The following is a 23,271-nucleotide window of genomic DNA, read 5'->3' as shown; positions in this document are numbered from 1 at the left end:
TTGCGGGATTCTTCAGCTAAATAAACGCAGGGCGCGGGTGGAGCCGGCCGGAATGTCGGCCGCGTCCATTTCCTGGTAAAACTCTTGCACCTGGCCGGCGATCTCGGCCAGCGCCGCGTCGGACAGGGCCTGGTTGTAGTCGTCGACGATGGTCGCGTCCAGGCGGCCCACCAGCGATTTAGCGCAGGCGATCATGGCGCCAAAACCGTCGCGCGCGGGCGCCACGCAAGGCACGTCGAGCAGCAGGGTCAAGCGGGGCGTGGTTTCCTCGGCCAGCGTGACGTTGGTCGACAACGAGAACAGATAGCTGCCATCGCCGTCCGGCATGACGAAGCGGCCGTCGGGACGCACGTCGAAACCTTGTTTTTCAAGTGCCACGAGCAAGGTGGAAATGGCCCATGGCGCGCCATTCGTGTGCAGGTTGACACCCAGCTGCGCGTCGTGTCCAGCCACGAAACGGTGCAGATTGCGCGCTTCTGCCATCACTTCCATCATGTCCGGCACTTCCGGCTCGGCGCCGATATCGTCGGCCACGCCACGCAGGCGCGTGACCAGTTCCGAGTACTCGAGTTCATTCAGGGCCGTGCTGCGGCTGGCCAGCTGCACACCGCCCTGCATCTTGGTGTAGACACCGCCATGCGTGATCGGTTCCCAGTCGCCATTCACATGCAGGCCGATGAAATGCACGGGCTTGTTGCCCACCAGGCGCAGCGTTTGTAGCACGGGCAAAATCTTGTCGCCGCGCACCGGCGCTTCCAGCGACAAGGGCAGCAGGCAGTCGATCAGCGGATCGACGAGGCTGGTAGCCTGTTCGCTGGCGGCGCTGACTTCTTCCCGTACCGGAGCGGCCGCTGCGGCCGCGGCAGGCGCAGCGGCAGGCGAAACCACAGGCGCGGCGGCATCGCCCAGCGACGGTTCCGCGTGCACGGGCGCGTCCGTTACGGCGGCGGCCGGGGGCGCGCCAAACGACGGCTCGGCCTTGGCGGCAGGCGCCGCATCGAAACGCGGTTCCTGGCGCAGGACGGGTTCCTGGACATCGGCCACAGGCGCTTCGCCTTCGCGCATCAGCACGTCATCGTGATCGGTGGAAAAGGCCCGCTCCACGCTTTTCTTGGCCTTGTATTCCTGCCATTTATTGTAGGAGAAAACACCGACGATAAAGACGCCGCCGGCGCCGAACAAAGTAATTTGAAGGTCTGTCATGCTGCTTGTGCCTCGGTAGCAAAATTTGCGGCGGACTCCATGTCCACCGCCACGATGCGCGATACGCCTTGCTCCTGCATCGTCACACCGATCAATTGATGGGCCATTTCCATCGCAATCTTGTTATGCGAAATGAAAAGGAATTGGGTCTGGTCGGACATGCGCTTGACCATGCGGCAGAAGCGTTCCGTGTTCGAATCGTCCAGCGGTGCATCGACTTCGTCGAGCAGGCAGAACGGCGCCGGATTCAGGCGGAACATGGAAAACACCAAGGCCGTCGCGGTCAGCGCTTTCTCTCCACCCGACAACAGGTGGATGGTGGCATTTTTCTTGCCAGGCGGCTGCGCCATGACTTGTACACCGGAATCGAGAATTTCGTCGCCCGTCATGGTGAGCTTGGCCTGGCCGCCGCCAAACAGAATCGGGAACAGCTCGGAAAAGTGATGGTTGACCTTGTCGAACGTGTCTTGCAGCAAGTCGCGCGTTTCCTTGTCGATCTTGTGGATCGCGTCTTCCAGCGTGTTGATCGCTTCCGTCAGGTCGGCATTCTGGGCGTCGAGGAAATTTTTGCGCTCGGAAGCCTGCGCCAGCTCGTCGAGCGCGGCCAGGTTGACGGCGCCCAGCCCCGTGATGGCATTCGTCAGGCGCGTTACTTCGCCCTGCAGATACGAGGGGCGCATGTCCGGGTGCAATTTTTCCGTCAGCGCGGCCTCGTCGGCTCCCGACTCCAGCAGTTGCTGGGCGAATTGCTCCTGGTTCAGGCGCGCGGCCTGCTCCTTGAGCTGCATTTCCATGATCTTGTCACGCTGCGGCTGCAGGCTGCGTTCCGATTGCGTACGCGCATCTTCGGACAAACGCAGCTGCTGCGTAATTTGATCGAGTTCATGGCGCGCGTCCGCCAGCGCCCGTTCCTGCGTGGTGCGGCGCTCGAGCAGATCCTGCAAGCCGTCGGCGGCAGCGCCGCTTTCCAGGTTGGCCAGTTCCAGCTGTCCCGCCTGCAGGCTTTCCGACACTTGCTGCGCCTGCGTGCTGGCCGTGGCGATGTTGCGGCGCAATTCCTCGATCTTCGCGCGGTGGGCTTTTTCCGCGTATTCCGTATCCTTGGCGGCGCGTTCCAGGTCGCGCAAGGCTTCGCGCGCCTCGGCCAGACGCTGTTCCTTCTGCAGGAAATCCGTATGGCCGTCTTCGTGCGCTTCCTGCAAGTTGCCCAGCTCCATGTCCAGCTGTTCGAATTTTTCTTCCGATTCCGCCTTGATCTGCTGCTGTTCCGCTTCCTGCGCGCCGATTTCCGCCAGGTCGGCACCGATCTGCGTGCTGCGCTGATTGAAACGCGCTTCCACTTCCGACAGTTTCACCACGTCCAGCTGCAAGGTATGCACGGAGGACGTAAGCTGCTGTATGCGCAGGCGCAAATCAGACAGGTTGCGCGTCAGGGCGCCCACGGCCGCGTCGGCCCGCACGGAACGGGCCCGCGCCTCTTCGGCCAGCAATTGCTGGGCACGCAGCTGCTTGCCGATATTGTCGATTTCCTGCTGGCGGCCCAGCATGCCTTCCTGCTCCGAATCGGCCGCATAAAAGCGCACGCTGGTGGCCGTGACCACGTGGCCGGCGCGCGTGACGAAATAGCCGCCCGGCGGCAGTTTGCCCCGTTCCGCCAGGGCTTCGGCCGCGTCTTCCACGGCGTACGCATTGTGCAGCCAGTCCTGCAGCAAGCCGCGCAAGCCCGGGTCGTTGAGTTTCAGCAAATTCAAAAACGGTTTCAGGCCAGGCACTTCCGGCACGGGCAGCGGCGCCACGGTCGATGGCGCGTACAGGGCCAGCTTGGCCGGTGGCGCATCGGCAAAGAAGGCCTTGGCCCAGTCGATATTCGACAATTGCAGGGCCGACGTGCGCTCGCGCAGGATCGACTCCATGGCCGCTTCCCAGCCCGCCTCGATCTGCAGCTTTTGCCACAATCGCGGCAAGGTGTCGAGCTCGTGCTTTTTCAGCCATGGCTGAACCTTGCCCTGGGTCTGCACGCGCTCCTGCAACTGTTTCAAAGCGGAAAGACGCGCTTCCAGCTGGGCGTTGGCGGCCGTTTCGGCGTTGACTTGCGTCTGTGCTTCGGCCCGCTCCTGCTCCAGCTTGGGCTGCTGCTCCAGCGCTTCTTCCAGGTAAAAGCCCTGCTCTTCCAGCGCCTGCTGCTTTTCTTCCAGCTGCAGTTTCAGGTTTTCCAAGTGGCTGCTGTCGGGCAAACTCAGGCTGTTCTTTTCCTGCTGCAGGCGCTCGCGGCGCGTCAACAGGCTGGACAGAATGTTCGAGGCATTGCGCTGGTGCGCCGATTCCAGCTCCAGCTGCTGCTGCGCCTGCATGATCCGCGCGCGCGATTCCGTGCTCTTGTTTTGCGCGGCGCGCCAGGCGGCGTCCAGCTCGGGCAACTGCTCGCCCTTCTGCTCGGCCATCATCTGCGACTGCTCCACCTTGGCGGCCAGCTCCTCGAGGTGGAATTCCGCCTCTTCGATCTGCTCCTGGTAGTCGCTACCCTGCTGCGTCCACTGGTCGCGCTGGGCCGTCAGGGTCGCCAGCTGCGCCTGCAGGCGGGCACGCGATTCGATGACGAACTTGATTTGCGCTTCCAGGCTGCCGATTTCCGCATTCGTCTGGTACAAATGGCCTTGCGCCGTATGCAGGCGGTCGCCCACGGCAAAGTGCGCCTGGCGCATCTGCTCGAGGGTCAGCTCGACATTGCGCAGCTTGGCCGTCTGCTCTTCCAGGTCCGTCTGCGCCTGTTCCACTTCGCGGAAATAGCGCGTCTGCTCGTTTTGCGCCTCGTTCTTGCGCAGCAGCCACAGCAGCTTCTGCTTTTCTTCCTGGTCCGCCTGCAAGGCGTGGAAGCGCGTGGCCACGGCCGCCTGCGCTTCGAGTTTTTCCAGGTTGGCATTGAGTTCGCGCAAGATGTCTTCCACGCGCAGCAAATTCTCGCGCGTGTCCTGCAAACGGTTTTCCGTCTCGCGGCGGCGTTCCTTGTATTTCGATACGCCCGCCGCTTCTTCCAGGAACACGCGCAATTCTTCCGGGCGCGATTCGATGATGCGCGAAATCATGCCCTGGCCGATGATGGCGTAGGCGCGCGGGCCGAGGCCGGTGCCGAGGAAAATATCCTGGATGTCGCGCCGGCGCACCGGCTGGCCATTGATGTAATAGGTGGAGGTGCCGTCGCGCGTCAGGGTGCGCTTGACGGCGATCTCGGCGTACTGGCCCCACTGGCCGGAGGCCTTGCCATCGTTGTTGTCGAACACCAGTTCCACGGAAGCGCGGCCGGCCGGCTTGCGGTGCGTGGAGCCGTTGAAAATGACGTCCTGCATCGATTCGCCGCGCAGTTCCGACGCTTTCGATTCGCCCAGCACCCAGCGCACGGCGTCGATGATGTTCGATTTGCCGCAGCCATTCGGGCCAACCACGCCCACGAGCTGGCCTGGCACCTGGAAATTGGTGGGATCGACGAAAGACTTAAATCCCGACAACTTGATGGAAGAGAGACGCACGTGTTTTAGAGTTCCTGGCCTATGCTGGCGGTTAATTTATGGGTGAACCCGGTTCATATGCAGCGCATGGCCACCATGCCGCCCTTGCGGCGGCAGTCTGGCCACTCACCGCGGGGTGCGCAGGGAGTGCTTTATCATACCATTTCCTGATGCTTTTCTGGCCAAAAAACAGCAGCGCCAGACAGCCCCCGCCCCTGTGTCAGCGGGCGGGACGGCCATCCTGCGCCAGTTTCCAGTCCGCACGGGAAAAAACGCGCTCGTGGCCGGACAGGCTCATGGCCAGTTTTTGCAGCCACTGCTCGGTCGGCAGCGGCTCCGCCTTGAAGCTGAGCATCACCATCAGCAGCAGGCTGGCCAGGGCCAGAGCATGGCTGACGGCAATATTCACGGCGCCGCGGGCATTCCACATGAAGCCCAGTGCCACCGCCAGGCCCAGCACGCAGCCGCTGACGGCTTCCGACACGCTGTGCGCATGCACGACCACGCGCGAAATGGCCACCAGTATGGCAAAGGCCACGCCCGCCAGCACGCCCGCGTGGCGCCAGCGCGGCGCGGCGCGCTGCAGCAAGACATACATCAGGACGGGAAAGACGGCGCCGGCGCGCATGGCATGGCCGCTGAAACCGGTAAAGTCCAGGCTGCTGCTGCCCATGCCCCAGGTCATGAAGGCCAGCTTCGACAGCACCACCAGCGCCAGGCCGGCGCCATACCACAGACTCCAGCTGAGCACCAGCTTCCACTGGCGCGACACCAGCAGCCACAGGGCAATCGCCACTCCCGCCGGGCCCATCATGGACATATCGGCCGCAAAAGAAATCCCGTTCCACCAAGTCATCGTACCAGCGCTTATTTCATGATCAGACTGCACTATGCCATGACATGGCCCCGTTTCGCGCGCCTTTTGATGCAGAGCAGCAAAGAATTACATTCCATTACAAAATTTCCATGCGGAAATTAAATGCATGGAAACATGCCGCCGCCACCGCCGCCGCCACCTTGCACCGGCCTCAGATATTCGTCAGCCGCTTGCCCTTGGGCGGCGCGAAGTCGCGGACTGCATCGATCATGCCCACCGCCAGCGCCTGCTCGGCCGTCAGGTGCAGGTCGGAATACGCGTGCACCTGCCACTGCTCTTCCGTCAGCCGGACGTGGTTGCGCAGGATGCGCTCGGTGCGCATGTCGTCGGCGCGCAAGCCTTCGACGATGATGCTGAGCGCATCCGGGCGCGAACCGGGCGACGCCGTCGCATGCGACTTGTGCACCATGAAGCGCGCCGTATCGCTGGCATGGCGCTGCCGTCCCGCCAGGAACAGGGTCACGGCGATGGACGCCACGGCGCCGGCGTTATAGGTGATGATGTCGAGCGGCAATTTACTCAGGAGGTTGTACAGGCAGATGCCATCGCTGACATAGCCCCCGTTCGACTGGATCAGGATATGCGCGGTCGTGAGCTTGTCTTCCGTGATGTCGGCCACGGCGTTGAACACGCGCCGCACCATATCGCTGTTGACGTCGCCCGAGAGCGTGAAGTAACCGTGCTGTTCAGTGTTGTTTTGCGTCTCGCTTTGTGTAGTATTCATGGCAGGCACCCGCAAGAAAGCCAGGATTTCATGATAGCGCATTCCTGCGCGGCCGGGCGCCCTTTTGCAGCGTTCGCGCACCCCTGCCAGCCCCGCAAACAGGCGCTTTCGGGCGCCCGGGACACGCCTTTACAGATTGACAGAAGCACCCTGCTGGCATATATTCCTCCCACTTGATCGGGAGAGGGCAACGCCAGCGTTGCCGCCGAAGGGGCACTACCCAAAAACTCTCAGGCAAAAGGACCGATCAGGCGGACTGAAGCTGTTGCTTTGGCGACACGTTTTAGCTCAACTCTGGAGAGCGGCCGCGGCTATTGCCGGCGGCCCACCGAAGGGGCGCACGGGGCAAGCCCCCGTAATCTCTCAGGTACAAAGGACAGGGGGGTCAGTGATCACGCTGGAAAGCCGTGTTTGGCTATTCTATGTTTTGTTAACTCCCCTTTTACCTTCGTCCCGAGGAATCCATGACGCTCAAAGCGACCCCACTCAATAACGCCCACCGTGCCCTCGGCGCCCGCATGGTTGATTTCGGCGGCTGGGACATGCCCGTCAACTACGGCTCGCAAATCGAAGAACACAACGCCGTGCGCGGCGACGCCGGCATGTTCGACGTGTCGCATATGTGCGTGGTCGATATCGAAGGTCCGAACGTGCGCGCTTTCCTGCGCGGCCTGCTGGCCAACAACGTCGACAAGCTGCAAGTGTCGGGCAAGGCGCTGTACTCGTGCATGTTGAATGCCGAAGGTACCGTCATCGATGACCTGATCGTCTACTTCTTCAACGAAAACTGGTTCCGCCTGGTCGTCAACGCGGGCACGGCGGAAAAAGACGTGGCCTGGATGCAGCAGCAAAATACCGCCAGCAACAGCGGCCTGACGATCACGCAGCGCCGCGACGGCAATGACGCCATGGCCCTGGTGGCCGTGCAAGGCCCGAACGCGCGCGCCAAGGTATGGCAGGTGCTACCGGAAACGCAAGCCGCGTCCGAAGCCATCAAGCCATTCAATGTCGTCATCGTCAAGGACACGGCTTTCGGCGAAGTCATGCTGGCGCGCACCGGCTACACGGGCGAAGACGGCTTTGAAATCGGCGTGGCCGCCACGCAGGTGGAAGCGCTGTGGAATGCCCTGGTAGCTGCGGGCGTCAAGCCGGCCGGCCTGGGCGCACGCGACACCCTGCGCCTGGAAGCGGGCATGAATCTGTACGGCCAGGATATGGATGAAAGCGTCAACCCGCTCGACGCGGGCCTGGCCTGGACCATCGACCTGGTAAGCGAACGCGACTTCACCGGCAAGGCCGCCCTGCTGGCCAAGGGCCAGAACGCGCAATTCGTCGGCCTGATCCTGCGCGAAAAAGGCGGCGTGCTGCGCGCGCACCAGAAAGTCATCGTCGCCGGCAGCGACCAGGCTGGCGAGATCACCAGCGGTACCTTCAGCCCGACCATGCAGGAAGCGATCGCCCTGGCGCGCGTGCCGAACGGCGTCGCTGTAGGCGACACCGTGCACGTGGAAATCCGCGGCAAGCAGCTGGCCGCCTCGGTAGTCAAGCTGCCTTTCGTGCGTAACGGTAAAATCCTGGCTGCGTAAGCGTATTAGAGCCGCCCGCAAGACTGCATAAACATAACCAATAACGAACACTTACCATCTGGAGCCACACATGAACATTCCTGCAGACCTGAAGTACACCGCTTCTCACGAATGGGTACGCCTTGAAGGCGACGGCACCGTCACCGTCGGCATCACCGAATACGCACAGGACGCGCTGGGCGATATCGTCTTCGTCGAACTGCCAACCGTGGGCAACACCTACGGCGCCGGCGACGACGCCGCCGTGGTGGAATCGGTCAAGGCAGCGAGCGACATCTACGCACCGGTCGCCGGCGAAGTCGTGGCCGTCAACGACGCCGTGGTCAACTCGCCAGAGTCGATCAACGCCGACGCCTACGCCAACTGGCTGTTCAAGATCAAGCCAGCCGACGTGTCGGCCCTGGACGGCTTGCTCGACGCCGCCGCCTATGGCGCCACCACCGGCGCGTAATCGCGTTTGACTCACGGGCCGCCATTGCGGCCCGTTTGCATTTAATTTTGTAGCTATGCCCCGGCGCCGCGCCCGCGCGCCGCATCCCGGTTTTTCAGTCTTTTTTGGCCTCTATATCATGACCCGCACCAGCCTGACCCAACTCGAAGCACGCGATGCCTTCATCGCCCGCCACATCGGCCCTTCCCACACCGAACAGCAAGCCATGCTCGCGACCCTCGGCTATCCATCGCGCGCCGCGCTGATCGATGCCTTGGTGCCGGCCAACATCCGCAACAAGGGCGCCCTGCCATTGGGCGCGTACTCGCAGCCGATGCCGGAACAGGAAGCGCTGTCGCGCCTGAAAGCCATCGCCGGCAAGAACCAGGTGCTCAAATCCCTGATCGGTCAGGGCTACTACAACACCTTCACCCCTGGCGTCGTGTTGCGCAACATCTTTGAAAACCCGGCCTGGTACACGGCGTACACGCCTTACCAGCCAGAGATTTCGCAAGGTCGCCTGGAAGCGATTCTGAACTTCCAGCAAGTCATCACCGACCTGACCGGCATGGGCATCTCGAATGCCTCGATGCTGGATGAAGGCACGGCCGCCGCCGAAGCGATGACCCTGATCCAGCGCGTGGGCAAGTCGAAGTCGAACGTGCTGTATGTGGCCAGCGACGTGCTGCCGCAAACCCTGGAAGTGGTGCAGACGCGCGCCCAGCCGATCGGCATCGACGTGCGTACCTTCGACCCGGCGGAGATTGAGTCGCTGGACGCCTGCTTCGGCGTGCTGCTGCAATACCCTGGCGTCAACGGCGTCGTGCGCGACTACCGCGCCGGCGTGGAAAAACTGCATGCGAATGGCGCCATGGTCATCGTCGCGGCCGACCTGCTGGCCCTGACCATGCTCACGCCACCGGGCGAATGGGGCGCCGACGTCGTCGTCGGCAACAGCCAGCGCTTCGGCGTGCCGCTCGGTTTCGGCGGCCCGCACGCGGGCTATTTGTCCACGCGCGATGAGTTCAAGCGCAATATGTCGGGCCGCCTGGTCGGCGTGACCGTCGATGCGCAAGGCAACAAGGCGTACCGCCTGGCCCTGCAAACGCGCGAGCAGCATATCCGCCGCGAAAAAGCCACCTCGAACATCTGCACGGCGCAAGTGCTGCTGGCCGTGATGGCGTCGATGTACGCCGTCTACCACGGCCCTGCAGGCCTGCTGCAGATCGCCCGGCGCGTGCACCGCTTTACGGGTGTGCTGGCGGCCAACCTGAAGACCCTGGGCTACGGCATCGCCAACGCCAGCTATTTCGACACCCTGACCGTCAACGTCGCCGATGCGGACAAACTGCACGCGACGGCCATCAAGCACGGCGTCAACCTGCGCAAGGTCGATGCCACCCATGTCGGCCTGTCGCTCGACGAAACCACCACGCGCGACGATATCGCGCTGCTGTGGACCGTGTTCGCCGAAGGCGTGGCCAACGCGCCTGCCTTCCCGGAGCTGGACGCCGTTGAAGCGGCCGTGACCAGCGCGCTGCCGGCGAATCTGGCGCGTGAAAGCGCGTATCTGACGCACCCGGTCTTCAACAGCTACCACTCGGAACACGAAATGCTGCGCTACCTGCGCAGCCTGGCCGACAAGGACCTGGCGCTGGACCGCACCATGATCCCGCTCGGCTCGTGCACCATGAAGCTGAACGCCACGTCGGAAATGATCCCCGTGACCTGGCCCGAGTTCTCGAACATCCACCCGTTCGCGCCGGATGCGCAAACGGTCGGCTACCGCGAAATGATCGCGCAGCTGGAAGAAATGCTGTGCGCGCTGACGGGCTACGCCGCCGTCTCGCTGCAGCCGAACGCCGGCTCGCAAGGCGAATACGCTGGCCTGCTGGTGATCAAGGCGTATCACGAATCGCGCGGCGAAGGCCACCGCAACATCTGCCTGATTCCCTCGTCGGCGCACGGCACCAACCCCGCATCGGCCAACATGGTCGGCATGCAGGTGGTCGTCACCAGCTGCGACGCCAACGGCAACGTGGACCTGGCCGACCTGAAGGCGAAGGCGGAAAAGCACAGCGCCAACCTGGCCTGCGTGATGGTCACCTACCCGTCCACGCATGGCGTGTTTGAAGAAGGCATCCAGGAACTGTGCGAGATCATTCATTCGCACGGCGGTCAGGTCTACATCGACGGCGCCAACATGAACGCGCTGGTCGGCGTGGCAGCTCCCGGCTCGTTTGGCGGCGACGTCTCGCACCTGAACCTGCACAAGACCTTCTGCATTCCGCACGGTGGTGGCGGACCAGGCGTCGGCCCGATCGGCGTGGGTGCCCACCTGGCGAAATTCCTGCCGAACCAGCGTTCCTCGGGCTACCAGCGTGACGTTGCCGGCATTGGCGCCGTCAGCGCCGCGCCATTCGGCTCGGCCAGCATCCTGCCGATTTCGTGGATGTACATCGCCATGATGGGCGCAGAGGGATTAACCGCAGCGACCGAGACGGCGATCCTGGCGGCGAACTACATCGCCCGCCGCCTGGCGCCGCACTATCCCGTGCTGTACTCGGGCCACGACGGCCTGGTCGCGCACGAATGCATCCTGGACCTGCGCCCGATCACGGACGCCACCGGCATCAGCAACGAAGACGTGGCCAAGCGCTTGATGGACTTCGGCTTCCATGCGCCGACCATGAGCTTCCCCGTGCCGGGCACCCTGATGATCGAGCCGACGGAAAGCGAATCGAAAGTGGAGATCGACCGCTTCATCGACGCCATGATCGCCATCCGCGCGGAAATCGCCAAGGTCGCCAGCGGTGAATTCGACCACGACGACAACCCGCTGAGGAACGCGCCGCACACGGCACAGGTGTTGATGTCGGACAACTGGGAACGCAAGTACAGCCGCGAAATCGCCGCCTACCCGGTCGCCTCGCTGCGCCAGCGCAAATACTGGCCACCGGTCGGCCGCGCCGACAACGTGTACGGCGACCGCAACCTGTTCTGCGGCTGCGCACCAATCAGCTCATACGAAGAAGAGTAATTGCCAGGCGCCCGCTTCCGCGGGCGTGCCAGCGACAAAGGCAGGCCACGCGGCCTGCCTTTTTTCATCGTAGGTCGGATTAGCGCGTGAGCGCGTAATCCGACACCACCACCGGCCTCGCCAACAATGTTGTCGGATTACGCTCCGCTAATCCGACCTACGCAAGCGGCAACGCCAGCAGGACGGCGCCCGGCAGCCCTAGGGTCGTGCCGAGTATCGTCAGCAACATGACATCGCGCCGCTCGCAGCGGGTGCGGTGCGAGCTCCAGGCGGCAAACAGCAGCGCCACGGCCACGCCGCTGAGCGCAATTCCCACTTCCGTCATGCAAGCTCTCCCGCCATTGATTCTTTTTTCATCGTTCTCATCCTTTTTATTGATTGAGCAAGCTACCTACCGGTAGGAAGTAAGTGTACAATAAAAAACACGGCGGCGTCCATGCCCCGTTTTTTTGATGACAAGAAAGAATCGCAATGCAGCAGCAAACCACTCTCCCCGCCGCCAGTCTCGGGCTGGCGGCGTCCCTGGCCCTGGTGGCCGTGCTCGGTCCGGCCGGCATCGACATGTACCTGGCCTCGATGCCGGCCATGGCGCGCGAACTGCACACCTCGTATGGGAATGTGCAATTGAGCCTGACCGTTTTCCTGCTGGCGCTGGGCGCCGGACAACTGCTGTGCGGACCGCTGACCGACATGCTGGGGCGGCGCCGTCCGCTGCTGGCCGGCATTGCCGTCTACATGCTGGCCGCCGTGTGGGCGTCGCAGGCGGATCAATTGAGCACCCTGCTGCTGGCGCGGCTGGTACAAGGCCTGGGCGCGGCCTTGACTCTGGTGGTAGTGATGAGCATGGTGCGCGACGTGGCCGATGGCGTCCGGGCGGCGCAGCTGTTTGCCCTGTTGATGACCATCGTTGGCCTGGCGCCCGTGCTGGCGCCCGCCGTCGGCGGCCTGCTCGACGCGCATTACGGCTGGCGCGCCGTGATGCTGGCCCTGGCCGTGCTGGGCGGCGTGACCTTGCTCAACAGCGCGCTGTTCTTGCCAGAAACCCTGCCGCCGGCGAACCGCGTCTCGCCGGCGGGCATGCACCGCACCTATGCGCGCATCGCGCGCGACCGCGCCTTCCTGCTGCCGGCGCTGGCCCTGTCCGCCAGCTTCTTTTTCCTGTTTGCCTATATCGGCGGCGCCTCGCTCGTCTACCAGCGCGATTTCGGCCTGTCCACCGGCAGCTTCGGCCTGGTTTTCGGCGCCACGGGCGTGGCCGTGCTGCTGGGCGCGATGGCCAGCGGGCGCCTGGTGGAAAAGTACGGCGTGGCGCGCCTGAGCGCTGCCGGCAGCGCCGCCATGCTGTGCGGCGCCGTGCTGGCCCTGCTGGGCGCGTGGGCCGGTGCCGGCATCACGGCCGTCGTGCCCGGCATGTTCCTGGCCCTGTTTGGCCTGGGCATCGCGGAAGCGGCGCTGATGGCCATGGCCATGGGCTCGCAGCGCAAGGCGCTCGGCTCCACGGCCGCCCTGCTGGGCGCCATCCAGATGAGCCTGTCATCGTTGGCCACGCCCCTGGCGGCCGGCCTGTCCGAACGGGGGCCGTTGCCATGGCTACTGTTCTTGACCGTGGCCGGCCTGCTGGTATCATGGCTGACCCTGGCAACTGCGCGCGGCCATCCGGCCCATGCCACCGGCCAGGGAGCGCACTGACGCCTCACCCCATAGCACCCCCATGATGAAAAAACGCTCGGCCTCGGCCGATAACATCTGCGCCGTCGCCGTCGTCCATTTTTCGGAGCACGGCTACGACGCCTCGTCCCTCAGCGACATCGCCGAGCAGGCGGGCATGCGCAAGGCTTCGCTGTATTCGCATTTCGCCGGCAAGGACGCCCTCTTCCTTGACGTCTTTGCCGACGCCCTGGCCGAAGAGCAAGCGTTCATGGATGGCTGTTTCGCCGACGAAGCATCGCTGGCGGCAAATGCCGGCGGCCAGCTGGCCGGTTCCCTGTACTGCGACCGCATGGCCCAGCGCTATGCGGATTCTGCCCATCTGCGCTTCCTGCTGCGCACGGCCTATTTGCCGCCCGCCAGCCTGCGCGTGGAAGTCGGCACCGGCTACGAAATGCTGCTGGCGCAATTGCAGCGCCATTACGTTGCCAGCCTGCGCCGCCTGGTGCCATCCCTGCCACCGCAGCGCATCGAACTGTACGCGCAAGCCTACCTGGGCATCGTCGACAGCCTGCACGTGGAACTGATCTACGCAGGCGGTGCCACCCTGCAGCAGCGCCACGCGGCGCTGTGGCAGATATTGTCCGATTCGCTGGCGCTGGCGGTGCAATCAGCTTGATGCGGCAGGTCCAGTTTCCAGACATACTGAACAGCAACGTCGTAGACACAGGACAGAAACCGGCGTTTTCTGCTCAGGCCCGGCATGCGAAAGATAGCTCAGGCATATGCGTGCACCAATAAAAAGCCAGCGAGCGGAACGACGGCAAACAGCACAACAACGCCAAGGCATCCCGATGGGGAGCGGGAGCTGCGCCCTGCAGGCGAAGTGCCGCGCTCACGCTCCCGCGGCGCCCTGCCATGCAGCCATTTAAGATGGCAGGACTGGCAGAAGTAGGTCGTCCTGTTGTTGCGCCAGGCTTCAATGGTGCGGTCGGTGTGGCGTGCAAGCGTGCCGCAACGGGCACATTCAAAATGGGTTTCTTTGGGCCGTTTTTTAGAAATGTGCTTACCAGCAAAAAACATGACAATAAGCCCGGCTATTACGGCAACGGCGATCAGTTCCATGGGCATGTGTTTTCTCTACAGGCATAGCGTTGACAGTGGCTGTTTCTTGGCCAATTGGCGTACCCGAGCATAACGGATTGCCAAGTGGCAAAAATCACGCATTGTCACGGCAACGGGGACGGCAGCCTCTGGCCACAACAAAAATTTTTACTATGGGGCAGCTGACGTTCGCCTTCGTCCACTCATCACATTACACTTTGGAAACCTAAGATTTCTTCAGTTGACACTCTTGCAGCACGTCCATAAGATGCCCTCATTATTCATTTACGGAGTCCCACGTGGGTACTTGTTCTAGTGACAGTAGCCGATCTTGTATCGGTGATTGCCTCGGCAGCTAAACAGCAAGCAACGCGGAACTCTCTTTCCTCCGTGCCTTGCTGAGCAAGGTGCGGTGTCTCGCGCGGCCAGTCCGGCTGCGCGCCTCCTCCCTCTTTCCGATCGCGACCGGCTACTGACCCGGATTGCACGCCAGCGCCATGCCTAGCCAAGCTAGCCATGCCGCGTTGGCGGCACGCAAGTCTTGCCTGCGGCTGCGCCGCCCGCCAACACATCGTCGTGAAAGGAAGAGCCATGAATCTCTTCACCCGCTTATTCGAATCGTTCCTGCGCAAGCGCCATACGGCCGGCCACTTCCGCCGGCGCGCCATGCCGCTGGAAAACAGCACGGCCCGGCCCGTGCCCGACCACCTGGCGCGCCAGTTGCTGGGCGCCGCCCATGAAGACCTCGACACGGCCCTGAACCGCCTGCACACGCGCCTCGAAGGCTTGCGTGATGCCGAGGCGCAAGTCATTGGCGCGCAGACGGGACCAAACGAGGTCGAGCATGAAAAACCGCTGGCCTGGTACCAGCATCTGTGGCTGTGCTACAAGAACCCGTTCAACCTGCTGCTCACCGTGCTGGCGATTGTTTCCTACCTGACGGAAGATCCGAAAGCCACCATCGTCATCGGCACCATGGTGATTTTGTCGACCCTGCTGCGCTTCGTGCAGGAAGGCCGCTCGAACAGGGCCGCCGAGCGCCTGAAAGCCATGGTCAGCAACACCGCCACCGTACTGCGCAATGGCCAGCAGACGGAACTGGCTATCCGCCAACTGGTGCAGGGCGACATCATCGTGCTGTCGGCCGGCGACATGATCCCCGCCGATTGCCGTCTGCTGTCCGCGAAGGACCTGTTCGTCAGCCAGGCCGCCATGACGGGCGAATCCTTGCCGGTGGAAAAGATGCCCGAGCTGGCCGATGCGCAGGGCAAGGACCCGATGGAACTGGCCAACCTGCTGTTCATGGGCACCAACGTGATCTCGGGAGCGGCCACGGCGCTGGTGCTGGCCACCGGCAACCGCACGTATTTCGGCACCATCGCCACGAGAGTCACGGCCACGGAGCGCACGCCGACGGCGTTTGAAGCGGGCGTCAACAGCGTCAGCTGGCTGTTGATCCGCTTCGCCCTCGTGATGGCGCCGCTCGTGTTCCTCATCAATGGCTGGACCAAGGGCGACTGGATGGAAGCCTTCCTCTTCGCCCTGTCCGTCGCTGTCGGCCTGACGCCGGAAATGCTGCCCATGATCGTCACCAGCACCCTGGCCAAGGGCGCCGTGAAACTGTCGAAAAAGAAAGTTGTCGTGAAACGCCTGGATGCCATCCAGAACTTCGGCGCCATGGACGTGCTGTGCACCGACAAGACGGGCACCTTGACGCAGGACAAGATCGTGCTGGAGCGCCATACCGACGTGTTCGGCCAGCCCTCCGATGAGGTGCTGCAATTTGCCTATTTGAACAGCCACTACCAGACAGGCCTGAAAAACCTGCTGGACCGCGCCGTGCTCGACCACGTGGAACTGCAGACGGAAATGCAGCTGGCCCGCGATTACGTCAAGGTAGATGAAATCCCGTTCGACTTCGTGCGCCGCCGCATGTCCGTCGTCGTGTCTGAAAAGAATGACCACCATGAGCTGATCTGCAAGGGCGCCGTCGAGGAAATCCTCGCCGCCTGCAGCCATCTGCGCCTCGGCGGCGTCAGCATTCCGCTCGATGATGCCCTGCTAGCGAAAGTGCTGGAAACCACGCACGGCCTGAATGCGGAAGGCTTGCGCGTGGTGGCCGTGGCCGTCAAGGAAGTGCCGCCGCACAAAACCGTGTATGGCGTGGCCGATGAAACGGCGCTGACCCTGATCGGCTACGTGGCCTTCCTCGATCCGCCGAAGGAATCGACGGCGCCCGCCCTGCGCGCGCTGGCCGAGCATGGCGTGACGGTCAAAGTCTTAACGGGCGACAACCACCTGGTGACGGCGAAGATTTGCCGCGAAGTGGGCCTGGCCGTGCATGGCGTGCTGCAAGGCCCGCAGCTGGACGACATGGACGACGCCACCCTGGCCAGGGCGGCCGAAGACAACACCGTGTTTGCCAAGCTCAGCCCGCTACACAAGGAACGTCTGGTGCGTGCCCTGCGCGGCAATGGCCACATCGTCGGCTTCATGGGCGACGGCATCAACGACGCACCCGCCCTGCGCGCGGCCGACATCGGCATTTCCGTCGATTCGGCCGTCGATATCGCCAAGGAAGCGGCCGACATCATCCTGCTGGAAAAGAGCCTGATGGTGCTGGAAGAAGGCGTGCTGGAAGGCCGCCGCACCTTCAGCAACATGCTCAAATACATCCGCATGACGGCCAGCTCGAACTTCGGCAATGTGTTTTCCGTGCTGGTGGCCAGCGCCTTTTTGCCTTTCCTGCCCATGCTGCCGCTGCACTTGCTGGTGCAAAACCTGCTGTATGACGTGTCGCAGATCGCCATTCCGTTCGACAATGTCGATGCCGAACTGATCCAGCAGCCCTTGAGCTGGAACCCGCGCGACATCGGCCGCTTCATGGTCTTCTTCGGCCCCATCAGCTCGATCTTCGACATCAGCACGTTCATCCTGATGTGGCATGTGTTCGGCGCGAATACCCCGGAACAGCAGACCCTGTTCCAGTCCGGCTGGTTCGTCGTGGGACTCTTGACGCAAACCCTGATCGTGCACCTGATCCGCACGCCCAAGCTGCCCTTCATCGACAGCATCGCGTCCGTACCCCTGCTGGTGGCGACCACCGCCATCATGGCCGTGGGCGTCTTCCTGCCGATGGGGCCGCTGGCGAGCTACTTCAAGCTGCAGGCTTTGCCACTTGGATATTTCCCATGGCTGCTGGGCATTCTCGTCTGCTACACCGTGCTGACGACGTTCATGAAACGCGTGTACCTGCGCAAATTCGGCTGGCAATAGTATGATGGACCGCTCTTCCACCGATAAAAGGCGCGCATGAGCGGCTCCCCCTCAGCTTCATCACTATCCAAACGCACGCAGGCCTTGCTGCTGTCCGCTTTGGTATTTCCCGGCAGCGGGCATTTCTTGCTTGGACGCAAAGCCCGTGGCTGCCTCTTCCTCGTGCCCTCGCTGGTCGCGCTGCTGATCGTGTTGCGCCAGATCATGGCACGATTGGACCAGATCATGGCACAGATCGACAGTGGCGCCCTGCCCCTCGACGTGCAGCTGATCGCGGAAAAAGTCGATGCCCTGTCGGCCAATGACGGCCCGGCCATGACGGTAGCCGTCTGTGTGCTGGTGGTGTGCTGGCTAGCCAGCATCATCGACATTTTCCTGATCAAGCCATGACGGAAGAAGCGGAGGCGCGTAATGAACGCAAAAAACGCAAGGAAGCGAAGATGCAGGCGCGCCGCGCGCAGCTGGCGCTGAGCCGCCAGGATCACGGCAGGCCGCTGGCCTGGCGCGGCTGGTTCGATGGTTCCGCGCATCCGAATCCAGGCAAGCTGGGCATAGGCGCCCTGCTGCTGGGGCCACAGGGCGAACGCATCGAAGTGAGCCAGGCGGCCGGCTATGGCAACAGCAGCGAAGCGGAATACGCGGCCCTGACGGCGCTGCTGCAAGCGGCGGTCAAGGTGCGCCCGCCCCCGGTCCAGCTGCTGCTGTACGGCGACAGCCAGGTGGTCATCAACGATGTGCTGGGGACGACGCCGGTCGGCGCCAAGGGGCTGGAAACGCAGAGGGCCACCGTAGTGGCCCTGCTGGAACAATTCACAGAGGTAAGCTTGCACTGGCTGCCGCGCCACCGCAATGGCGAGGCGGACAAACTGTCGCAGATGGCGGTTGCAAACCTTACCCCAGAGTCCTAAATACCGGGGTCGTGCCCTCCAGGGTACGATCCCGGCCTTGACGGGGTAGGCAACTTAAGCCGCACGGCCGATCCGCAAGGCTTCCTTGGCTTCTTTCGCCACAGGGCGTTGCTTGCCCTTCAAACCCGTGACACTGGCCTGCTGGCCATTCAGTTTGAAGACGCTGACCACTTGCGCCAGGCTGTGCGCCTGGTGCTGCATCGATTCGGCGGCCGCCGCCGATTCTTCCACCAGCGCCGCATTTTGCTGGGTGACGGCATCCATCTGGCCGATGGCGCGGTTGATCTCGTCGATGCCCACGCTTTGCTCGCTGCTGGCGGCCGTGATTTCCGTGATGATGTCGCTCACGCGCTGCACGCTGTCAACGATATCGTTCATGGTCGAACCGGCTTGCGCCACCAGCATGCTGCCCGCGTTGACTTGCTCCACGGACGCGCCGATCAGGGTCTTGATTTCCTTCGCGGCGGACGCCGAACGCTGCGCCAGGTTGCGCACTTCCGATGCCACGACGGCGAAACCACGGCCCTGCTCGCCGGCGCGCGCCGCTTCCACTGCCGCGTTCAGGGCCAGGATATTCGTCTGGAAAGCGATACCGTCGATCACGGAAATAATGTCGACGATCTTGTTCGACGAGGCGTTGATCGACTCCATCGTGCCCACCACCTGCGCCACCACGTCGCCACCCTTGACGGCCACTTGCGCCGCCGAGGCCGCCAACTGGTTGGCCTGGCGCGCGTTATCCGCATTCTGCTTCACGGTGCTGGTCAGTTCTTCCATCGAGGAAGCTGTTTCTTCCAGCGAACCGGCCTGCTCTTCCGTGCGGCTCGACAGGTCCTGGTTGCCGGCGGCGATCTGCGTCGACGAGGTGGCGATGCTGTCCGTGCCGCTGCGCACTTCGCTGACGATGTTGAGCAGGCTGGTATTCATGTCTTTGAGGGCGAGTAAAAGCTGCCCGGTTTCATCCTTGGCACTGGCGTCGATCTGCGCCGTCAGGTCGCCATCGGCCACCTTGCGGGCGATCTCCACGGCCGTGCGCAGCGGGCGCACGATGCCCATGGTCAAGACCCAGGCGCACACGACGCCGAATGCCAGCGCCAGCGCGGCCAGGGTCAGCAACAGGTTGCGGCTGGTGCTGGCAACCTCATCGATCTCGCGCGCCGTGGCGTCGATGCTGGCGCGCTGGTGCTGCAGCATGTCGTTGACCACTTTCAGGTATTTCGTCGAGCCTGGCACGAAAATGTTCTGGAAAGCCTGCTCCGCTTCCGCCTCGTGTCCGTCCGCCTTCAGTTTCGACACTTGCGCGCGCGAATCCAGATACACCTTGCGCTGCTCGCTCACCAGGCGGAACAATTCCTTTTCTTCCGGGCTGGAAATGAGCGCTTCGATTTTCTTTTGCAGCTCGCCCGACACCACCGACGATTGCTTGGCTTCTTCCGCAAAGTAGGCGCCCAGTGTCGTGTCGCTGCTGCGCGCGATGGCCGTGGTGCGGCGCACGCCGCTGTCAATCTTCGCATACCAGTCGGAAATGAAACGTTCCTTGGCCAACGGCAGCTCCATCATATTGCGCGTGGACACGGCCACATCGTGCAAGCGCCACACGCTGATGCCCGTGATGACCATGGAAAACAGCAAAATGACGGCAAAACCCAGGCCGAGACGCACACCAATACTGACGTTTCTTAACAAATTCATGTGAATATCCTAAAAAAGCGGAACCAGACTACAAAAGGGTACAAAGCAAAAGACAGGGAAGGCGGCTGCGCGCGGCAGCCGCCAGAGGCATCAGCGTGCGCGCAGGCGCAAGGCCGTTGCCGGTGCTTGCCCAGCCTGGCGCTGGGCGGCATGCGCGCCTTTCAAGCCGGTGGCGCCGGCCTGCTGGCCATTCAGTTTGAAGACGCTGACCACTTGCGCCAGGCTGTGCGCCTGGTGCTGCATCGATTCGGCGGCCGCCGCCGATTCTTCCACCAGCGCCGCATTTTGCTGCGTGACGGCATCCATCTGGCCGATGGCGCGGTTGATCTCGTCGATGCCCACGCTTTGCTCGCTGCTGGCGGCCGTGATTTCCGTGATGATGTCGCTCACGCGCTGCACGCTGTCAACGATATCGTTCATGGTCGAGCCGGCTTGCGCCACCAGCATGCTACCCGCGTTGACTTGCTCCACGGACGCGCCGATCAGGGTCTTGATTTCCTTCGCGGCACTGGCCGAACGCTGGGCCAGGTTGCGCACTTCCGATGCCACGACGGCAAAGCCACGGCCCTGCTCGCCGGCGCGCGCCGCTTCCACTGCCGCGTTCAGGGCCAGGATATTCGTCTGGAAAGCGATACCGTCGATCACGGAAATAATGTCGACGATCTTGTTCGACGAGGCGTTGATCGACTCCATGGTGCCCACCACCTGCGCCACCACGTCGCCGCCCTTGACGGCCACTTGTGCCGCCGAGGCCGCCAACTGGTTGGCCTGGCGCGCATTGTCCGCATTCTGCTTCACGGTGCTGGTCAGTTCTTCCATGGATGACGCTGTTTCTTCCAGCGAACCGGCCTGCTCTTCCGTGCGGCTCGACAGGTCCTGGTTGCCGGCGGCGATCTGCGTCGACGAGGTGGCGATGCTGTCCGTGCCGCTGCGCACTTCGCTGACGATGTTGAGCAGGCTGGTATTCATGTCTTTGAGGGCAAGTAAAAGCTGCCCGGTTTCATCCTTGGCGCTGGCGTCGATCTGCGCCGTCAGGTCGCCATCGGCCACCTTGCGGGCAATTTCCACGGCCGTGCGCAGCGGGCGCACGATGCCCATGGTCAAGACCCAGGCGCACACGACGCCGAATGCCAGCGCCAGCACGGCCAGCAGCACCAGCAGGTTGCGGCTGGTATTGGCAACGGCGTCGATCTCGCGCGCGGTCGTGTCGATGCTGGCGCGCTGGTGTTCCAGCAAGTCCTGCACCATCTTCTGGTACTTGGCGGCGGCAGGTACGAACGTCTTTTCAAACACGTCATTGGCGGCCTCGACCTGCGACTCGCCTTTCAGCTTGTATACCTGGTCGCGCGAGCTGATGTACACCTTGCGCTGCTCCAGCAAGCCGGCAAACATGGCTTTTTCGTCCGGCAGGTCGATCAGTGCCTCGATTTTCTTTTGCAGCTCGGCCGAACTGGCCGACGAGACTTTCGATTCTTCGGCGAAATAGCCGCTGAGCGAGGTGTCGCTGCTGCGGGCAATGGCGATGGTGCGGCGCACGGCGCTGTCGATGCGGCCGTACCAGTCGGAAATATAGCGTTCCTTGGCCAGCGGCTGTTCCATCATGGTGCGCGTGGCCGTGGCCACGTCGTGCAGGCGCCAGACGCTGATGCCCGTGATGACCATGGAAAACAGCAAGATGACGGCAAAACCGAGGCCCAGGCGGACACCGATGCTGACGTTGCGTAATAAATTCATGTGACTATCCTAAAAAGCCCTGCTGCCAGATGTGCAAAAGCTTGCCGCACCCCATGGGGCGCTCTGGCTGGCGGCAGTATCGAAGCGGGCATAAAAAATGAAACTGAAGTGAAACTGGCGCACGGTCCGCGTGAACCGTGCGCCAGGAAATGCGCTAGCGTGCGCCTTGCAGAAAGAGCAAGCAATGCTTGGGGTCAATTGTTTCTAGAAATTTCCCACAGCAGCGTATGGTTTGGGAATTTACGCCGCCAACTTCTCGATCAGGCCCATCTCGGCACTGGACATCAGCTGGTCGATGTCGACGAGGATCAGCATGCGCTCGTCGATGGTGCCGAGGCCAATCACATATTCCGTATTGATCGAGCGGCCCATGTCCGGTGCCGGCTTGATTTGCTCGGGCAGCAAGGTGGTGACGTCGGAAACGCGATCGACAACCATGCCAACCACGCGGTTGCCGATGTTGAGGATGATGACGACGGTAAACTGGTCATAGCTGGGCGTGCCCAGGTTGAATTTGATGCGCATGTCGACGATCGGCACGATGATGCCGCGCAGATTGACCACGCCCTTGACGAACTCGGGGGCGTTGGCGATGCGGGTCGGCGTTTCATAGCTGCGGATTTCGCTGACTTTCTGGATGTCGATGCCGTATTCTTCCTGGCCCAGGGTAAAAGCCAGGTATTCGGCAGCCTTGGCGACAGCCGCGCCCGATTCGCTGGAGATGGTGCTCATGATAATCCTTTAGAAAAAACGCCGGAAGCGCGCAGGGCATTCATGGTGCCGGGCGTTAAAAAACAGCGCATTAAAATTGCAATACGGCAATATTAACGCATGTAAATATGACGTGCACTAAAAATGTGCACATCACCTGAATTTACTGTATTTATAACAACCTTTTGTGGCAATCCCGATACCCTGGCGCTCCGCAGCGGCGTTTATTTCACGAGCGTGTTATCAATGACATCATCAAAGAACGCATATTCAAAACGGTACATGAAATCCATGGCGCAGGGCACGCCATGGCATAGCCCGGGCTTGAACTTTTCCTTGCTCAGCAGGATAGCGCCGTAATACGCCATGCGCTCGTTCGAGGACGAGTACACGGAAACATCGCCGACGTTACCCTCGGCATCCACCGACAGGATCAGTTTCAGCTCGCCAGGGCCGCCTATGCGCCTGTGCACCTCGCGCAATTGCATGATGCTCGGTCCCAGCCCCCTTAGGGGGAAAGGCGGCTCATCATCGGCCGCCATGGAAGAATATACGGCGCGCAGCTTATTCCGGTGTTCCACGCTCATTTCCCCGTAAGTCTGGTTGAGCGGCAGCCAGCTGTCACGCAAGGCATCGCGGCGGATGTGCGTGCCAAGAGCAGGCGTGTCTTCCTTGTAGTTGAGCGCAGGAGTGTTATGCGCCAGCAATGGCGGGCTGGCCATCAGGACGGCAAGCAGCATCAGTATGGTTCGCATGGTGCCTTTCATGGTGTGCGGTAATGGTCCCGGCGCGCCCACATCCGGACGAACATCTTGCCACATAGATAGTTTGCATGA

General features: G+C 62.4%; 18 protein-coding genes and 2 riboswitches. Of the genes, 8 read left to right on the top strand and 10 right to left on the bottom strand.

The window, feature by feature from the left end:
- Nucleotides 1-12: 12 nt before the first annotated feature.
- From ACQ4WR_RS26625 to ACQ4WR_RS26610, 4 genes are all read right to left on the bottom strand, one after another.
- A complete protein-coding gene (locus tag ACQ4WR_RS26625; RefSeq protein WP_436490997.1) occupies nucleotides 13-1,203 on the bottom strand; it encodes a cell division protein ZipA C-terminal FtsZ-binding domain-containing protein in 1,191 nt (396 codons plus the stop codon).
- Entirely contained in the window at nucleotides 1,200-4,727 is a 3,528-nt protein-coding gene (gene smc, locus ACQ4WR_RS26620) for a chromosome segregation protein SMC (protein WP_436490995.1), read from the bottom strand. The genes ACQ4WR_RS26625 and smc overlap by 4 nt, the downstream gene beginning before the upstream one ends.
- Before the next feature lie 199 nt (nucleotides 4,728-4,926).
- On the bottom strand, nucleotides 4,927-5,526 hold the full coding sequence (locus ACQ4WR_RS26615; RefSeq protein ID WP_436490993.1) for a phosphatase PAP2 family protein: 600 nt from the start codon (nucleotides 5,524-5,526) through the stop codon (nucleotides 4,927-4,929).
- A 208-nt stretch (nucleotides 5,527-5,734) separates the two neighbouring features.
- A complete protein-coding gene (locus ACQ4WR_RS26610) occupies nucleotides 5,735-6,307 on the bottom strand; it encodes an ATP-dependent Clp protease proteolytic subunit (RefSeq protein WP_258002887.1) in 573 nt (190 codons plus the stop codon).
- Nucleotides 6,308-6,475: 168 nt separating this feature from the next.
- Nucleotides 6,476-6,563, top strand: a riboswitch (glycine riboswitch).
- Nucleotides 6,564-6,591: 28 nt separating this feature from the next.
- A riboswitch (glycine riboswitch) is annotated at nucleotides 6,592-6,697 on the top strand.
- Between the two features lie 74 nt (nucleotides 6,698-6,771).
- On the opposite strand from ACQ4WR_RS26610, the gene gcvT reads away from it, so the two are divergent.
- The 3 genes from gcvT to gcvP all read left to right on the top strand — a co-directional run bounded on the left by gcvT (nucleotide 6,772) and on the right by gcvP (nucleotide 11,363).
- Nucleotides 6,772-7,893, top strand: coding sequence for a glycine cleavage system aminomethyltransferase GcvT (gene gcvT / locus ACQ4WR_RS26605; protein WP_436490992.1), 1,122 nt, complete (start codon nucleotides 6,772-6,774; stop codon nucleotides 7,891-7,893).
- Between the two features lie 70 nt (nucleotides 7,894-7,963).
- The gene (gcvH, locus tag ACQ4WR_RS26600) at nucleotides 7,964-8,344 is read left to right on the top strand and encodes a glycine cleavage system protein GcvH (RefSeq protein ID WP_436490990.1); all 381 of its coding nucleotides are present in this window, start codon (nucleotides 7,964-7,966) and stop codon (nucleotides 8,342-8,344) included.
- A gap of 118 nt (nucleotides 8,345-8,462) precedes the next feature.
- A complete protein-coding gene (gcvP, locus tag ACQ4WR_RS26595) occupies nucleotides 8,463-11,363 on the top strand; it encodes an aminomethyl-transferring glycine dehydrogenase (protein WP_436490988.1) in 2,901 nt (966 codons plus the stop codon).
- A 157-nt stretch (nucleotides 11,364-11,520) separates the two neighbouring features.
- Here gcvP and ACQ4WR_RS26590 read toward each other — a convergent pair whose 3' ends face one another.
- Nucleotides 11,521-11,688, bottom strand: a complete 168-nt coding sequence (locus ACQ4WR_RS26590; RefSeq protein WP_157814537.1) for a hypothetical protein — start codon at nucleotides 11,686-11,688, stop codon at nucleotides 11,521-11,523.
- A gap of 146 nt (nucleotides 11,689-11,834) precedes the next feature.
- Here ACQ4WR_RS26590 and ACQ4WR_RS26585 point away from each other — a divergent pair, with 146 nt between their 5' ends.
- Entirely contained in the window at nucleotides 11,835-13,052 is a 1,218-nt protein-coding gene (locus ACQ4WR_RS26585; RefSeq protein WP_436490986.1) for a multidrug effflux MFS transporter, read from the top strand.
- Nucleotides 13,053-13,074: 22 nt separating this feature from the next.
- Nucleotides 13,075-13,689: a TetR/AcrR family transcriptional regulator gene (locus tag ACQ4WR_RS26580; protein ID WP_436490984.1), complete on the top strand. Its 615-nt coding sequence runs from the start codon at nucleotides 13,075-13,077 to the stop codon at nucleotides 13,687-13,689.
- Nucleotides 13,690-13,787: 98 nt separating this feature from the next.
- On the opposite strand, the gene ACQ4WR_RS26575 is transcribed toward ACQ4WR_RS26580, so the two are convergent.
- Nucleotides 13,788-14,135: a hypothetical protein gene (locus tag ACQ4WR_RS26575; RefSeq protein WP_436490983.1), complete on the bottom strand. Its 348-nt coding sequence runs from the start codon at nucleotides 14,133-14,135 to the stop codon at nucleotides 13,788-13,790.
- 570 nt (nucleotides 14,136-14,705) lie between these two features.
- Between ACQ4WR_RS26575 and mgtA the strand changes: the two genes are divergently transcribed.
- The 3 genes from mgtA to ACQ4WR_RS26560 are packed head-to-tail and all read left to right on the top strand — an operon-like array spanning nucleotide 14,706 to nucleotide 18,298.
- On the top strand, nucleotides 14,706-17,390 hold the full coding sequence (gene mgtA / locus ACQ4WR_RS26570) for a magnesium-translocating P-type ATPase (RefSeq protein ID WP_436490981.1): 2,685 nt from the start codon (nucleotides 14,706-14,708) through the stop codon (nucleotides 17,388-17,390).
- Nucleotides 17,391-17,426: 36 nt separating this feature from the next.
- Nucleotides 17,427-17,780 carry a hypothetical protein gene (locus ACQ4WR_RS26565; RefSeq protein ID WP_436490979.1) on the top strand — a complete coding sequence of 118 codons (354 nt, stop codon included), beginning with the start codon at nucleotides 17,427-17,429 and terminating at the stop codon, nucleotides 17,778-17,780.
- Nucleotides 17,777-18,298, top strand: coding sequence for a ribonuclease HI family protein (locus tag ACQ4WR_RS26560; RefSeq protein ID WP_436490978.1), 522 nt, complete (start codon nucleotides 17,777-17,779; stop codon nucleotides 18,296-18,298). Before ACQ4WR_RS26565 ends, ACQ4WR_RS26560 begins: the two co-directional genes overlap by 4 nt.
- A gap of 54 nt (nucleotides 18,299-18,352) precedes the next feature.
- Here the strand turns inward: ACQ4WR_RS26560 and ACQ4WR_RS26555 are convergent, their stop codons facing one another.
- From ACQ4WR_RS26555 to ACQ4WR_RS26540, 4 genes are all read right to left on the bottom strand, one after another.
- Nucleotides 18,353-19,990: a methyl-accepting chemotaxis protein gene (locus ACQ4WR_RS26555; RefSeq protein WP_436490976.1), complete on the bottom strand. Its 1,638-nt coding sequence runs from the start codon at nucleotides 19,988-19,990 to the stop codon at nucleotides 18,353-18,355.
- 90 nt (nucleotides 19,991-20,080) lie between these two features.
- The gene (locus ACQ4WR_RS26550) at nucleotides 20,081-21,724 is read right to left on the bottom strand and encodes a methyl-accepting chemotaxis protein (RefSeq protein WP_436490974.1); all 1,644 of its coding nucleotides are present in this window, start codon (nucleotides 21,722-21,724) and stop codon (nucleotides 20,081-20,083) included.
- Nucleotides 21,725-21,964: 240 nt separating this feature from the next.
- Nucleotides 21,965-22,456, bottom strand: coding sequence for a chemotaxis protein CheW (locus ACQ4WR_RS26545; protein WP_092802530.1), 492 nt, complete (start codon nucleotides 22,454-22,456; stop codon nucleotides 21,965-21,967).
- A 203-nt stretch (nucleotides 22,457-22,659) separates the two neighbouring features.
- Nucleotides 22,660-23,202, bottom strand: coding sequence for an energy transducer TonB (locus ACQ4WR_RS26540; RefSeq protein WP_436490972.1), 543 nt, complete (start codon nucleotides 23,200-23,202; stop codon nucleotides 22,660-22,662).
- Between the last annotated feature and the right edge of the window lie 69 nt (nucleotides 23,203-23,271).

The sequence above is a fragment of the Janthinobacterium amylolyticum genome (genome assembly GCF_051380655.1).
GTDB lineage: Bacteria > Pseudomonadota > Gammaproteobacteria > Burkholderiales > Burkholderiaceae_D > Janthinobacterium.
Note: the sequence above shows the minus strand (reverse complement) of the source record. Positions and strands in the feature narration are given on the sequence as shown.